This window comes from Acidovorax sp. GW821-FHT09B03 (genome assembly GCF_059418305.1).
In genome coordinates this window covers 86,988-100,103 of sequence record NZ_JBWKPP010000017.1, presented here as the reverse complement: position 1 = coordinate 100,103, position 13,116 = coordinate 86,988, and the positions used below count along the sequence as shown (strand labels likewise).

The following is a 13,116-nucleotide window of genomic DNA, read 5'->3' as shown; positions in this document are numbered from 1 at the left end:
GCATGGGCCCGGGCCGCTCGCATTCGCGGACAGACGCTGGCGCCTTCGGGCGAGACCCGCCAGCGTTGCCGACCAGGCCGCCGGCCCGCGTGACCAACGGTAGCAATCATCGGCATGTTCTTACAGCGCACGCCGCCCGGCGCGTGCACCATGGCACCACAGTGGCCGCACCGCCATTGACGTGCCGATTCACGTTGACCGGTGCGCACCCAGCCAGCCAGATCGGAGATTTCCATGGCCACCAGCAGCCTCCTCGGCATCGACGCCGACAACCTTCCGCCCACCCACAGCGCCACCGGCAACGACAGCATGGGGCCCAGCGATGCATCCGATTCGGGCAGCGACAGCGCAGGCGTGTACAGCGCCGACCCGGAGATGGACACCGACCGCCACGGCACCGGCGAGCGCGCCAGCGTGGAGCCCGGCCTGCACCGCGAGGCCCGCGACATCCTGCCCGACCACATGGAGGCCTTCTCGCCCGACGATGCCGACGGCGAACTGGCTGCCGAACCCGCGGTGGACGTGGATGCGGACCTGTACCCCGAAGAAGAAAGCGAAGAGCCCGGGGCCGAGGACGAGCCCGCCTAGGCCAGCAAGGCCTCGCGCACCGCATTGAAACTGCGCTGGTCGGGCGCGCAGACCAGCCCGCCGGTCGTGTGCGACGGCCGGTAGGCGCTGCCATCGAAGTGGCCCGAGTACCCGCCCGCCTCCCGGTGCAGCAGCCACCCGGCCGCGTGGTCCCAGGGCATGAGCCGGTTGTAGAACACCGCATGCACATGGCCTGCGGCGGCCAGCCGGTACTCGTGCGCGGCACAGCGAAACCAGGTGCTCATGCCCAGGCGCGACAGCCGCGAATTCACCTGGGTGCGCAGCGGCTCCGGCAGGAAGTTGGTGCCGACCACGCACTCCATCTCCCCCACCGGAACGGGCTGCGCCACTTGCAGCGCCGTGCGCTCGCCGCCCGCCGACTCCATCCACGCGCCACCGCCCTTCATCGCAAAGGCCGTATCCGCGCGCACCGGGTCGTGGATGGCGGCAGCGACCACCTCGCCTGCCACGGTCACCGCTGCCATCACCCCGAACAGCGGCAGGCCCGAGGCAAAATTCTTCGTGCCGTCCAGCGGGTCGACGATGAAGGCCAGGTCGGCCGTGGCGATGGATGCGAGCAGCGCCGGGTCGCGCCCGGCAGCTTCCTCCCCGACATACGCCGCGGCATCACCATGCCGCGCACGCAGGGCCGACAGGATGGCGGCCTCTGCCGCCTCGTCGGCCTCGGTCACGATATCGAAGGCCGAGGTCTTCTGCTGCCGGTTCACGGCGGACAGGCGCGCGAAGCGGGGCATGATTTCTGCACGGGCGGCTGCCGCCAGAACGGCACCGAGAAATGCAAGCTCTGTCGGAGCGTAGGCCATGGGTGACGGCGCCAGGTGGTGGAAGTGGTGCCATCCTAGCGCTTGCTCCAGCGAGTCGTCGAAACGGGGCCATTTCCCGTGCCAGCCCCCTGTCAGCACGTCGATGGGATAATTGCGCCCGGCGCCGTCCCAGGCGGCAGCCAGCGTGCACAGACACGCACCCGTTCCGCCCACGACAGAAACACGATGACCACCACGATCAAGTACGACGATCTCGTCGAGTCCGTTGCTGCTGCGCTGCAGTACATCTCCTACTACCACCCCACCGACTACATCGCCCACCTGGCGCGCGCCTACGAGCGCGAGCAGAGCGCTGCGGCCAAGGACGCCATCGCCCAGATCCTGACCAACAGCAAGATGAGCGCCACCGGCCAGCGCCCCATCTGCCAGGACACCGGCATCGTCAACGTGTTCCTCAAGGTGGGCATGGACGTGCGCTGGCAAGGTTTTCCCGCCGGCCTGGAAGACGCCATCAACGAAGGCGTGCGCCGCGGCTACAACCATCCCGACAACACGCTGCGCGCCAGCGTGGTGGCCGACCCGCAGTTCGACCGCAAGAACACCAAGGACAACACGCCTGCGGTGATCTTCGCGCAGATCGTGCCCGGCAACACGGTGGACATCACCGTGGCGGCCAAGGGCGGCGGCAGCGAGAACAAGAGCAAGATGATCATGCTCAACCCCGGCGACAGCGTCATCGACTGGGTGCTCAAGACCGTGCCCACCATGGGTGCCGGCTGGTGCCCGCCGGGCATGCTCGGCATCGGCATCGGCGGCACGGCCGAGAAGGCGGTGCTCCTGGCCAAGGAAAGCCTGATGGACGACCTCGACATGTACGAGCTGCAGGCCAAGTCCTCGCGCGGCGAGAAGCTCGACAAGGTCGAGGAAATGCGCCTGGAGCTGTACCACAAGGTCAACGCCCTCGGTATCGGCGCGCAGGGCCTGGGCGGCCTGACCACGGTGCTGGACGTGAAGATCAAGATGTACCCCACGCATGCGGCCAGCAAGCCCGTGGCCATGATCCCCAACTGCGCGGCCACGCGCCATGCCCACTTCGTGATGGATGGCTCGGGCCCGGTGTACATGACGCCCCCTTCGCTGGACCTGTGGCCCAACGTGAACTGGGCACCCGACTACAACAAGAGCAAGAAGGTCAACCTCGACACCCTGACCAAGGAAGAAGTGGCCAGCTGGAAGCCCGGCGACACCCTGCTGCTCAACGGCAAGATGCTCACCGGACGCGACGCCGCGCACAAGCGCATCAAGGACATGCTGGCCAAGGGCGAGAAGCTGCCCGTGGACTTCACCAACCGCGTGATCTACTACGTGGGCCCGGTGGACCCGGTGCGCGACGAGGCCGTGGGCCCGGCCGGCCCGACCACCGCCACGCGCATGGACGGGTTTACCGAGATGATGCTGGCCGAGACCGGCCTGATCGCGATGATCGGCAAGTCCGAACGCGGCCCGGTGGCCATCGAGGCGATCAAGAAGCACCAGAGTGCCTACCTGATGGCCGTGGGCGGCGCCGCCTACCTGGTGAGCAAGGCCATCAAGACCGCCAAGGTGCTCGGTTTTGCGGACCTGGGCATGGAAGCCATCTACGAATTCGACGTGGTGGACATGCCGGTGACGGTGGCGGTGGATGCGGGGGGCACCAGCGCCCACATCACCGGGCCTGCCGAGTGGCAAAAGCGCATTGCCACGGGCGAGTTCCGCGGCATTGAAGTAGCAGCCGCCTGATCGGCTGACAGCGTGGCCTGAAAGGCCGGGCTGCCCCCTCGATCCCCCGGTAGCGCACCAGGCGCCGCCGGGGGATTTTCTTTGGCGCCACCCCCTGCCCTTCGCCAGCCCCGCACCCAGGTTTTCACCCCGCCCTCCGTGCAGGGAGGGCCCGGCGGCGTTACAGTGCGGGGCATCCATTGCACGACCTCTCCCTCCTGCGCCCATGACCTCCCCGAATTCCCAGCCCATTGGTGTGTTTGACAGCGGCGTGGGCGGCCTGAGCGTGCTGCGGGCCCTGCGCGCCGAGCTGCCGCACGAGCGCTTCGTCTACCTGGCCGACAGCGCGCATGCCCCCTACGGCGAGCGCGGCGATGCCTATGTGGGCGCGCGCACGCATGCCATCACCCGCCACCTGCTGGAGCAGCATGGCATCAAGGCGCTGGTGGTGGCCTGCAACACGGCCACGGCGGCGGCCATCCACGAGGTGCGCAGCCGCTACCCGGCGCTGCCGCTGGTGGGGCTGGAGCCGGCCATCAAGCCCGCCCTGGCCGCCACCCGCACCGGGCGCGTGGGCGTGATCGGCACGCGCGGCACCTTGACCAGCGCCAAGTTCGGCAAGCTGCTGGCCAGCCTGCAGGGCGCCACCGAGTTCGTGGTGCAGCCCTGCGACGGCCTGGCCCATGCCATCGAGCGCAGCGTGGACCAACCTGTGCCCACCAGCCCCCAGGGCACCGAGACCTGGGAGCTGTGCGAACGCTACATCCGGGCCATGGGTGCCTTTGGCACTGGCGCGGGCGAGATGGACACCCTGGTGCTGGGCTGCACGCACTACATCTTTGCCGAACGCGACCTGCGCGCACTGGTGGGCCCCGCGGTGCGCTTCATCGAGACCGGCGAGCCCGTGGCACGCCAGACGCGGCGGCTGCTCGAAGGGGCCGGCCTGCTGGCCGGGCCGGGCGCGGCGCCAGCGCCGCTGCAACTGTTCACCACCGGTGGCCTGCCCCAGTTGCAGGCCGCCGCGCAGCGCTGGCTGGACGTGCCCGCCGGCCGCTGCGAGACCGTGGCGATCGCCTCGGAAACCACGGAACACAGCGCGCTCTGATCCGGCATGCAGCCGGATTTCCCAGCCTTCCATTGACGATGACCACCATGCGAATCCGGCCCCTCATGGCCCTGGTATGCGCCCTGGCCGCCGCTTGCGCGGCCGCGCAGCCGGCCCCTGCCACGCCCCCCTCTCCGTCTTCTTCTGCATCGCCCGCAGAGCAGGCCGCGCAGATTGCCGAGCTGGAAAAAGCCCAGCGCGAAATGCTGCGCGACCTCAAGCGCCAGCTGGCGGAGATGCCGGAGACCGTGCGCAAGCAGCGGCTGCGTGCCCGCATTGCCGAGATTGAAGGCCGCGCCAACCCGCCCCGGGACCTGTACATCTCGCCCGGCGCCAACATGAGCGCGCCCATGAAGACCTACTACGCGCGCATGAAGCGGCGCATCGAAGACTGCGGCACGCGCCATTTCCCGAGCAAGGACGGGAACCGGCTCTACGGCCAGGGCGTGGTGGGCGTCACCCTGGCCAACGACGGCGCAGTGATCCAGGCCGATGTGCTGCAGTCATCGCAAGACCGCGCGCTGGACGAGCACATGCTCAAGGTCGTGCAGGCCTCGGCCCCCTTCGGCACGCCCCCGGCCAGGCCCATGGCCGATGGTTCGCAGCGCTACCGCAGGCTGGTCGTGATCACCGGCTTCGATTTCAACCGCGACAATGGCAAACCGGCACCCGAGCCCGTGCCGGCCCAGGAGCGCTGCAACTGGCAATGAACTGAGCACCGCCCGCGCACGGGAGCGGGCAAGCCCCTGCGCACAGTAGCCAGTCAGGCCGGTTCGCCACCCCAGAGCCTCTCGCCCGAGTGCTCCACATGCGTGAGGTACAGGCGCAGGTCGAACTCGTACTGGTGGTACTGCGGCTCCATGTGCTGGCACAGCTGGTAGAAGGCCTTGCCGTGGTCTTTCTCGCGCAGGTGTGCGAGTTCGTGCACGACGATCATGCGCAGGAACTCGTCGGGCCCCTGCTTGAACATCGCGGCAATGCGGATCTCGTGCTTGGTTGCAAGCCGGTTGCCCTGCACGCGTGACACCGTGGTGTGCAGGCCCAGGGCATGCCGCACCACGTGGATCTTGTTGTCGAACAGCACCTTGTTGATGGTGCCCGCATTGCGCAGGTGGCGGTTTTTCAGCTCCTGCGCATAGTCGTACAGCGCCTTGTCGCTGCGCACGGCATGGGCAGCGGGGTATTTCTTCTGCAACGCCGCGCCCAGGCGGCCCTGGGCGAGCAGCTCGCGGGCCTGCTGCTGCAAGGGTGCGGGGTAGGACTGCAGGTAGGGCAGCAGTGCGGGGGCAATCGTCGTCATGCGTCATGCTCCCTGCATCCCCGAAGGGTCCGTGGATGCAGGTGAGATGCAGGATCGATCAGTGCAGGTGGCGCGGACGGCGGCCACCGCCACCATGGCCGCTGCCGCCAGAACCGCCGCCACCCGGGCCGCGCGGTGGCTTGCCGATCTCCAGCGAATTCACCAGGGCGTCGAAACGCTGGCTGAACAGCTTGTCGATCTCGGCCACCACGCCACCGAGCTCGGCGCCGTCGAAGTGGCGCTCCATCATGTTCACCACGTCCTGCACCAGCAGGTCACGCTGCACCTGCATGATGGCTGCGGGCGTGGGGCCCACAAAGAGCATCAGGAAGTCGTCGCGCGACTCAGCACCCTCGCCACCGTCGTCGTCCTCTTCGTCGAAGTCCGCGTCGTAGAACGTGACCTCGATGGCCGCGCCCAGTTCGGAGAGCTCGTTGAGGCTCATGCACATCTCGTCGAGCGACTGGCGGAAATCCTCGTCGCCGCGCACCGTCCAGCACATCTGGAGCAGATGCTCCTGGGCGTCGAACTTGATGCCGGGCTCTTCCTCGTAGGCGCTGGCAGCGCCATCGGCCAGCGAACGCGCGCCAGCGTATTTCCACAAGGGCTTCAGGGCCTCCTGGATCTGTTCGAAGCTGGCATCGGCGCGCAGCTGGACCTGGCCATGGACGTGGATTTCGAAGGGTGCGTTGTAACTTGACATGATTTTCGAATCGTAATGGAACCCGGGGCCGGGATCGGCAAGCCTCATGCCTCTGGCTCGCCCTGGATCTGGGGAAAAATGGGGACCTGTGCTTGCGCTGGCGCATCCTTTCGGCCCCACGATAGCGCTATTTTCTCATGGCGCCAAGGGTGTCCCGGGGAACCTGCGCGGCGCCGTCCTGCCAGGGAGCGGCGTGGCCACCGCCGGAGACGGCATCCAGAGAACCGGCCCGCGCCAGGAAATTTGCTTGCTTTTTCACAATCTGGAATTTTCCTAGACAGACGGCTCTTCACTAAGCAAGCGATCGCCGGACCGAATCGACGCCACCGCTCCAGCCCCCCCGGAGTGGGAATGTCCTGGCGGCGCCGCGCAACGGTCCCCATCCCCCGCCCGGTGGACACCACAAAAAAAAGGGCTGGCCCCATGGCGGCCAGCCCCTCTCTTCATAGCAAGCCAGCAACACCAGCTCAGGCGGCGGCTGGCTCGGCCTCCAGCTTCTTGGCGCCGCTGCCGCGCTGGCGGAAGAAGGACACCGTCTGCCACAGGATGAACAGGACGATGAGCCCGATCAGCGTGCCGCTGATCGGGCGGTTCACGAACACCTCGAAGCTGCCGCGCGAGAGCAGCATGGAGCGGCGGAAGTTCTCCTCCAGCATGGGGCCCAGGATGAAGCCCAGCATCAGCGGCGAGGGGTCCATCGCCAGCCGCATGAAGAGGTAGCCCAGGGCGCCAAAGGCCACGGTGATGAACACGTCGTCCAGGTTGTTGTTGATGCTGTAGGTACCGATGCAGCAGAAGAACAGGATGGCCGGGAAGAGCACGTTGTACGGGATCTTGAAGACCGACAGCCAGTAACGCACCAGCGGCACGTTCAGGATCAGCAGGAAGCAGTTGCCGATCCACATGCTGGCCACCAGGCCCCAGAAGAGCTCAGGGTGGCCGGCGATCATGTTCGGGCCGGGCTGGATGCCCTTGATGATGAAGGCCGCCATCATCAGCGCCATCACCGCGTTCTCGGGGATGCCGATGCTCATCAACGGGATGAAGCTGGTGCGCGCGGCGGCCTCGTCGGCAGCGGCCTGGCCGGCCACGCCCTCGATGGAGCCATTGCCGATCTCGTGCCTGTACTTGCTGACCTTCTTGTCCAGGGCATAGGCCGCGAACTGCGCGATCACCGGGCCGCCGCCGGGCAGGATGCCCAGGATGGAGCCCACCACGCTGCCGCGCAGGGCGCTGGGGATGATGCGCTTGAACTCGGGCCAGGTGGGCATGAGCTTGATCTTGCCGTTGAAGGGCGAGCGCTCTTCGCGTGCATCCAGGTTCTTGGTGATCTCGGCGATGCCGAAACAACCGAGCGCAATGCTCACGATGCCCACGCCGTCGGCCAGGAAGGGCATGTCGAAGGTGAAGCGCGCCAGGCCGCTGTTGACGTCGGTGCCGATCGAGCCCAGCAGCACGCCCACCATGCACATGGCCAGGCCATTGAGCAGGCTGCCGGTGGTGACGAAGCTCACGCACACGAAGCCCACCAGCATCAGCGCGCAGTAGTCCGCGGGGCCGAACAGGAAGGCCACCTCACCCAGGCTGGGGGCCAGGAAGGCCAGCACCACGATGGCCACCGTGCCGCCGATGAAGCTGGAGACCCCCGCCGTGAACAGCGCCAGGCCGGTCTTGCCCTTCAAGGTCATCTGGTACCCGTCGATACACGCCACGATGGAGCTGGCGTGCGGGATTTTCATGGTGATGGCGCTCACGCTGTCGCCGTACTGCGCCCCGTAGTAGATGCCGGCCAGCATGATCAGCGCGCCGGTGGTGTCGATGGAGTAGGTCAGCGGCAGCAACAGGCTGATGGTGGCCAGCGGGCCCAGGCCCGGCAGCAGGCCCACCAGGGTGCCCACCGTACAGCCCAGGGCGCAGAACATCAGGTTCTGCAGTGTCAGTGCGTGGCTGAAGCCGAACGCAAGGTTGTGGAGAACGTCCATGGCGACCTCAGTAGAGTGGCAGGTTGACGCCCAGAAGCTTCTGGAACATGAAGGCGATGCCCACCAGCACCGCCGCAATCTTGAGGTTGCGCACCACCGAGTACGAGGTGCCGGCGAAGCCCGAGCAGAACACCAGGAAGACGATGCCGGCGATCATGTTCACGAAGTGCGACAGGGCCGCGAAGCCGCACAGGCTGGCGAGGATGACGGCGATGTTGCGGAACTGGAAGTCCATCGGAACCGGGGCCACCAGGCGCGAACGCACCACGGTGATGACCCCGATCGCGAACAGCATGCAGCTGACGATGAACGGGAACATCCCCGGGCCGGCACGGCTGAGCGAGCCCAGCGAGTAGCCCATCGACGGCAGGCCGAAGCCCAGCGCCAGGGCCATGAGGGCAAAGCCCCGGACGAGATTGCGGTTGACCATGGAAATGTTGTCTCCAAAAAGGCTTGTGGGAATGCCCCTGTGGCTGGGGTATGCTGACTATTCCCATCGAACCTGATCGCAGGCTGATATCGGCCATGCGTAATTCCACGTAGCCCCTCCTCCTCCCATGCGCCTCCTCCTGGTGGAAGACGATCCCGTGCTGAGCCGCACCATGGCCCGGGGTCTCGAGAACGCGGGCCACCGCGTCGAGCTGGCCTGCACGGTGGAAGATGCACAGCACTGGTGGGCCGTGCAGGCCTTCGATGCCGTGCTGCTGGACCTGAACCTGCCCCATGCGGCACACGCCCGCAGCGGCCTGGGCAGCGGGCTCACCGCCCTTCGCGTCGCCCGCGCACGCGGCGACCGTACCCCCGTGCTGGTGCTCAGCGCCCGCGACAGCACCGAAGAACGCATCGCCGGGCTGGACGCCGGGGCCGATGACTACCTGGGCAAGCCCTATGAGCTCAAGGAGGTCGAAGCCCGGCTGCGCGCGCTGCTGCGCCGTGCCAGCGGCACGGCCGACCTGGTCACCGTGGGCCGGCTGGCGCTGGACCGGCAGGCACGCCGCGTGAGCATTGCCGGGCAGCCACTGGAACTGCCGGCGCGCGAATTCGACCTGCTGTGGGAGCTGATGACGCCCCCCGGCCGCGTGCTGAGCAAGGGCGACCTCTCGGCACGTCTGTCGGACGCGGGCGAGGTGCTGGGAGAGAACGCCCTGGAAGCCTCCTTCTCGCGCCTGCGGCGCAAGATCGCGGACAGCGGCGCCACCATCCGCACCCTGCGCGGTCTGGGCTATGTGCTGGAGGACGATGCCGGCAGCACCCGCTAGCAGCCAGCGCCACCCTCCCGCGCTGCGCCAGCGCATCGGGCGCCGCGTGCTGCTGTCGCTGCTCTTGATCTGGGGGCTGGGCAGCGCCGTGGTGCTGGGCGTGGGCAACCACTTCGTGGCCCAGGCTTTCGACCGGGCCCTGCTGGACGATGCCCATGCGCTGGCGGCGCTGGTGCATGGCGGCGGCCTCCATGACCGCGACGGCCAGGGAGCCAGCGGGCTGCGGCTGGAGCTGACTCCGCGCGAGGTGGATCTGCTGCGCTTCGACCAGAGCGAGACCGTGTGGTTTGCGGTGTACGGACCCGGCGGCAACTTCATCGCGGGCGACCGTGACCTGACAGCAGGCACGATCACCCCCGGCAGCACCCATGCGTTCTCGCAACTCGCGCGCGAGGGACTGGAGCTGCGCCGCGTGACCTTGCTCACCCCGGGAACGCCCTCTTTCACCGTGGTCATGGCACAGACCACGGCCGAGCGCACGCACCTGCTGCGCCGGCTGCTGGTGTATTCAGGCCTGGCCCAGCTGTGGCTGCTGGTGGTGCTGGGGTCGTGGCTGCTGCGCGGCATCGAGCGCGACCTGCGGCCGTTGACCGCACTGCAGGATGCGGTGGACCAACGCGACGCGGCCGACCTGCAGCCCCTGCCCCAGGCACTGACGCAGCGGGCGGACAGCAGCGATGTGCAGCGCCTGGGGGAAGCCCTGGATGGCCTGCTGGCGCGGGTGCAGCACAGCCTGCATGCCCAGCGCGAGTTCGCCGGCAATGTGGCGCACGAGCTGCGCACGCCGCTGGCAGGCATCCGCGCGCAGGCCGCGCACGCGCTGGCGCAGGACGACCCCGCCGTCTGGCGCAGCGAGCTCGAAGGCATCCGCGCGTCCGAACAGCGTGCCAGCCGCACGGTCGACCAGTTGCTCGCCCTGGCGCGTGCGGCCGAGGGCGGCATTGTGCTGGCGCTGCAGACCATGGACCTTTCCACCCAGGTGCGCGACGTGCTGCTGCGCTTTCTGCCGCGCGCAGACGCCCTGGGCGTGGACCTCGGTGCCGAAGGCCTGGAGCAGGCGGTGGAGGTGCGCGCGAGCGCCGCCCTCGTCGAAGGGATCCTGAACAATCTGCTGGACAACGCACTGCGCTACGGGCGCGGCCATCCACCACGCATCACCGTGGCGCTGCAGGTGCAGGACGGGCATGCCGTGCTGGGCGTGACCGACAACGGCCCCGGGGTGGATGCCGCCCTGGCCCAGCGGCTGCTGCAGCGCTGGGCACAGGGCGACCAGGGCATGCGCCTGGGCCAGGGTGCGGGGCTGGGGCTGTCCATCGTGGCGCGCTACGCGCAACTGATGGGCGGGCGGCTGGCGCTGGACCCGGCGCCGCATGGCCCGGGCCTGGTCGCCAGCGTCCGGCTGCCGCTCGCCAGGCCCACCGAGGGGCCCGAGGCTGCTGCCGCGGGTGCCGCCGGGCTGTAACCCGTCCGCTTGCACGGCACAGGGCCGTGCGGGTTACTCGAACTTCACGTTGTGCTGGCGCACGGTGGCGCCGAACGCGTCGTACTGCGTGCGGAAGAACTCGGCGAACTTCGCCGGGTTCATGCCGTAGCCCTCGAAGCCCTGCTGCACCAGCTGCGCCTGCACCTCGGGCCGCTTCAGGGTGTTCTGCAGCTCCTGCGACAGCTTGTCGGCAATGGCCTTGGGCAGCCCTGGCGGCCCGAAGAAGCCCGCCCACGGCGTGATGGTGAGCGTGCCCAGCCCGAGCTCGGCGCCCGTGGGCACATCGGGCAGCAGGCCGCTGCGCTGGGGCAGCAGCGTGGCCAGCGCGCGGATGCGCCCCTCCTTCACGAAGCCCGGCGCCAGCGTGCCGGTGGTGAACATCATGTGGATCTGCCCGCCCAGCAGGTCGGTCATGGCCTGCATGTCGCCCTTGTAGCGCGCGTTGACCACCTTGCGCTGCTCCCCCAGCAGCTGCAGCATGGCCAGTTCGGAGGCGCTGTTGCTCGATGCCGAGTTGTAGGCGCCGGGCTTGGCCGCGACCAGGGCCAGCAGCTCGCCCACACTCCTGGCCGGCAGGCTGGCCGGCACCACCAGGAACATCGAGAACTGTCCGGCCGAGCTGATGGGCGTGAAGGCCTTGAACGGATCGTAGGGCGGCGTGGGCCGCAGCGTGGGTGCCGCCACCATGGCGGTGTTGGTGCCCATCAGCAGCGTATAGCCATCCGGCCGGGCGGACGAGGTGGCCTGGGCCGCCAGCACGCCGTCGGCGCCGGGGCGGTTCTCAACGATCACCTGCTGGCCGAGCTGCTTGGACAGCCCCTCCGCGATGATGCGCGTGAGCGAATCGGCACCGCCGCCGGGGGCAAAGCCCACGATCAGGCGCAGGGGCTTGTCCGGAAAGGACTCGGCCCCGAAGGCCTGCACCGCCGGCAGCGCTGCGCCGGCCGCCAGGGTGATGAGGTGTCTGCGTTGCATGTGCGGCTCCTTTCTCAGAAGAGGTGGCGCACGCCGAACTCCCAGCCCGACGAACTGCGCCCGCCGGCCGGTGCCGCACCACCGCTGACCACGTAGCGCGCCTCGCCCTTGTTCGAGATCCGTGCCCAGGTGCCGTAGAGCGCGGTGCGCTTGGACAGGTTGTGCACGTAGCCGGCGCCGAGCTGGCGCGCGTCGTCGCCGCTGCGTGCCAGGCCCCCGGCGGTGCGCAGGCCGCTGTCGCTGCGGTCGTCCAGGATGGCATAGCTCAGGCGGATGCGGCCCACCTCGCCTGCCGGGATGTGCGCGCCGATCTCGGCCGTGTTCTTGCGCGCGGAACCGGCGGCGAGCTTCACCGCCACGCGGTTGTAGAGCACGAAGAATTTGGCAAAGCCCGCATCCCAGGTACCGCCGATGTTGGCATGCGTGTAGTTGCCGATGGCGGCGGTGCTGCTGAAGTGCGAGCGCGTGACGGCCGCCGCGATGTCGAAGGGGCCCGAGGCATAGCCCAGGCGTGCACCCGCGAAGTTGCCGTCGTCGCTGTTCGCCACGCTGGAATCGTTCTCTCCGGTACCCGCCATCGCCATGCCGTAGAGGCCGCCGAGCTTGCCCGGCAGCCAGTAGCTCACCGTGTTGCTGCCGGTGATGGCGGTGGGCAAGGGCCCGGTGCCCACGCCTGCAAAGGTGAGGTTGCCGGCCCGCGCCTCGCCGTTGGCGTTGAAGGGGTCGAAATAGATGCTGTTGTAGTGCGTGGGAATGAAGTCGCGGCCCAGGCGAACCTCGCCGAAACTGTCGTGCGACAGGCTCACATAGGACATGCGGTCGAAGGTGAGCGGCCCGGCCGTGGTCGCGCCTGTGGTCTGGTTGTTGGTGTTGCTGGCCCGGCCGGTGCCGCTGTCGGGGTTCAGGCTACCTTCTAGCCAGAAGCCCGCGCGCAGGCCGCCGCCCAGGTCCTCGGTGCCGCGAAAGCCGATGCGGCTGGTCGAGAGCCCGCCGTTGGACAGCGCCCGCACCGAGCCATTGCCCCCGCCCTTGGTGTACTGGACCCCCAGGTCCACCACGCCGAACAGGGTGACACTCGATTGCGCGTGCGCCGCGCCACAGGCCAGTGCAATGGCCGAACAGATCCACAGTGGTTTTTTCATCTTCATGGTTTTGTCTCCTGCTTCTTTCTTCTCTGG

The 13,116-nt window shown here is 68.3% G+C and carries 13 protein-coding genes; 6 read left to right on the top strand and 7 right to left on the bottom strand.

The genetic code is table 11. From position 1 onward, the window contains the following. Nucleotides 1-234: 234 nt before the first annotated feature. On the top strand, nucleotides 235-588 hold the full coding sequence (locus tag AC07PA_RS25085) for a hypothetical protein (RefSeq protein WP_494609079.1): 354 nt from the start codon (nucleotides 235-237) through the stop codon (nucleotides 586-588). Here the strand turns inward: AC07PA_RS25085 and AC07PA_RS25080 are convergent. Next, on the bottom strand, nucleotides 585-1,412 hold the full coding sequence (locus tag AC07PA_RS25080; RefSeq protein ID WP_494609080.1) for an inositol monophosphatase family protein: 828 nt from the start codon (nucleotides 1,410-1,412) through the stop codon (nucleotides 585-587). The two genes, AC07PA_RS25085 and AC07PA_RS25080, sit on opposite strands and share 4 nt — an antisense overlap. 186 nt (nucleotides 1,413-1,598) lie before the next feature. On the opposite strand from AC07PA_RS25080, the gene AC07PA_RS25075 reads away from it, so the two are divergent. The 3 genes from AC07PA_RS25075 (at nucleotide 1,599) to AC07PA_RS25065 (ending at nucleotide 4,946) form a co-directional block, all read left to right on the top strand. After that, nucleotides 1,599-3,152, top strand: coding sequence for a fumarate hydratase (locus AC07PA_RS25075; protein WP_494609081.1), 1,554 nt, complete (start codon nucleotides 1,599-1,601; stop codon nucleotides 3,150-3,152). Nucleotides 3,153-3,357: 205 nt separating this feature from the next. Next, complete coding sequence (murI, locus tag AC07PA_RS25070) at nucleotides 3,358-4,236, top strand: glutamate racemase (protein ID WP_494609082.1); 879 nt, start codon at nucleotides 3,358-3,360, stop codon at nucleotides 4,234-4,236. Between the two features lie 47 nt (nucleotides 4,237-4,283). Further along, complete coding sequence (locus AC07PA_RS25065) at nucleotides 4,284-4,946, top strand: TonB family protein (RefSeq protein WP_157405899.1); 663 nt, start codon at nucleotides 4,284-4,286, stop codon at nucleotides 4,944-4,946. A 53-nt stretch (nucleotides 4,947-4,999) separates the two neighbouring features. On the opposite strand, the gene AC07PA_RS25060 is transcribed toward AC07PA_RS25065, so the two are convergent. The 4 genes from AC07PA_RS25060 to AC07PA_RS25045 form a co-directional block, all read right to left on the bottom strand. Continuing rightward, nucleotides 5,000-5,536, bottom strand: a complete 537-nt coding sequence (locus AC07PA_RS25060) for a M48 metallopeptidase family protein (protein WP_494609083.1) — start codon at nucleotides 5,534-5,536, stop codon at nucleotides 5,000-5,002. Nucleotides 5,537-5,594: 58 nt separating this feature from the next. Continuing rightward, nucleotides 5,595-6,239, bottom strand: coding sequence for a DUF6806 family protein (locus tag AC07PA_RS25055; protein ID WP_035204089.1), 645 nt, complete (start codon nucleotides 6,237-6,239; stop codon nucleotides 5,595-5,597). Between the two features lie 467 nt (nucleotides 6,240-6,706). Further along, entirely contained in the window at nucleotides 6,707-8,221 is a 1,515-nt protein-coding gene (locus tag AC07PA_RS25050; RefSeq protein WP_494609084.1) for a tripartite tricarboxylate transporter permease, read from the bottom strand. Between the two features lie 7 nt (nucleotides 8,222-8,228). Continuing rightward, nucleotides 8,229-8,651 carry a tripartite tricarboxylate transporter TctB family protein gene (locus AC07PA_RS25045; RefSeq protein ID WP_494609085.1) on the bottom strand — a complete coding sequence of 141 codons (423 nt, stop codon included), beginning with the start codon at nucleotides 8,649-8,651 and terminating at the stop codon, nucleotides 8,229-8,231. A 127-nt stretch (nucleotides 8,652-8,778) separates the two neighbouring features. On the opposite strand from AC07PA_RS25045, the gene AC07PA_RS25040 reads away from it, so the two are divergent. Both AC07PA_RS25040 and AC07PA_RS25035 read left to right on the top strand, forming a co-directional pair. Then, nucleotides 8,779-9,480 carry a response regulator transcription factor gene (locus AC07PA_RS25040; protein WP_494609086.1) on the top strand — a complete coding sequence of 234 codons (702 nt, stop codon included), beginning with the start codon at nucleotides 8,779-8,781 and terminating at the stop codon, nucleotides 9,478-9,480. Beyond that, a complete protein-coding gene (locus AC07PA_RS25035; protein ID WP_494609087.1) occupies nucleotides 9,461-10,942 on the top strand; it encodes a sensor histidine kinase in 1,482 nt (493 codons plus the stop codon). Before AC07PA_RS25040 ends, AC07PA_RS25035 begins: the two co-directional genes overlap by 20 nt. Before the next feature lie 33 nt (nucleotides 10,943-10,975). On the opposite strand, the gene AC07PA_RS25030 is transcribed toward AC07PA_RS25035, so the two are convergent. Then, nucleotides 10,976-11,938, bottom strand: a complete 963-nt coding sequence (locus tag AC07PA_RS25030) for a Bug family tripartite tricarboxylate transporter substrate binding protein (protein WP_494609088.1) — start codon at nucleotides 11,936-11,938, stop codon at nucleotides 10,976-10,978. A gap of 14 nt (nucleotides 11,939-11,952) precedes the next feature. After that, nucleotides 11,953-13,086: a porin gene (locus AC07PA_RS25025; protein WP_494609089.1), complete on the bottom strand. Its 1,134-nt coding sequence runs from the start codon at nucleotides 13,084-13,086 to the stop codon at nucleotides 11,953-11,955. Nucleotides 13,087-13,116 lie beyond the last annotated feature (30 nt).

Excerpts from the sequence above, each read along its gene's own strand:
- AC07PA_RS25055 (WP_035204089.1), bottom strand. The coding sequence starts at position 6,239 with ATGTCAAGTTACAACGCACCCTTCGAAATCCACGTCCATGGCCAGGTC.
- AC07PA_RS25080 (WP_494609080.1), bottom strand. The coding sequence starts at position 1,412 with ATGGCCTACGCTCCGACAGAGCTTGCATTTCTCGGTGCCGTTCTGGCG.
- AC07PA_RS25065 (WP_157405899.1), top strand. The coding sequence starts at position 4,284 with ATGCGAATCCGGCCCCTCATGGCCCTGGTATGCGCCCTGGCCGCCGCT.
- AC07PA_RS25075 (WP_494609081.1), top strand. The coding sequence starts at position 1,599 with ATGACCACCACGATCAAGTACGACGATCTCGTCGAGTCCGTTGCTGCT.
- AC07PA_RS25085 (WP_494609079.1), top strand. The coding sequence starts at position 235 with ATGGCCACCAGCAGCCTCCTCGGCATCGACGCCGACAACCTTCCGCCC.
- AC07PA_RS25035 (WP_494609087.1), top strand. The coding sequence starts at position 9,461 with ATGCCGGCAGCACCCGCTAGCAGCCAGCGCCACCCTCCCGCGCTGCGC.
- AC07PA_RS25045 (WP_494609085.1), bottom strand. The coding sequence starts at position 8,651 with ATGGTCAACCGCAATCTCGTCCGGGGCTTTGCCCTCATGGCCCTGGCG.
- murI (WP_494609082.1), top strand. The coding sequence starts at position 3,358 with ATGACCTCCCCGAATTCCCAGCCCATTGGTGTGTTTGACAGCGGCGTG.
- AC07PA_RS25030 (WP_494609088.1), bottom strand. The coding sequence starts at position 11,938 with ATGCAACGCAGACACCTCATCACCCTGGCGGCCGGCGCAGCGCTGCCG.
- AC07PA_RS25040 (WP_494609086.1), top strand. The coding sequence starts at position 8,779 with ATGCGCCTCCTCCTGGTGGAAGACGATCCCGTGCTGAGCCGCACCATG.
- AC07PA_RS25025 (WP_494609089.1), bottom strand. The coding sequence starts at position 13,086 with ATGAAGATGAAAAAACCACTGTGGATCTGTTCGGCCATTGCACTGGCC.
- AC07PA_RS25060 (WP_494609083.1), bottom strand. The coding sequence starts at position 5,536 with ATGACGACGATTGCCCCCGCACTGCTGCCCTACCTGCAGTCCTACCCC.
- AC07PA_RS25050 (WP_494609084.1), bottom strand. The coding sequence starts at position 8,221 with ATGGACGTTCTCCACAACCTTGCGTTCGGCTTCAGCCACGCACTGACA.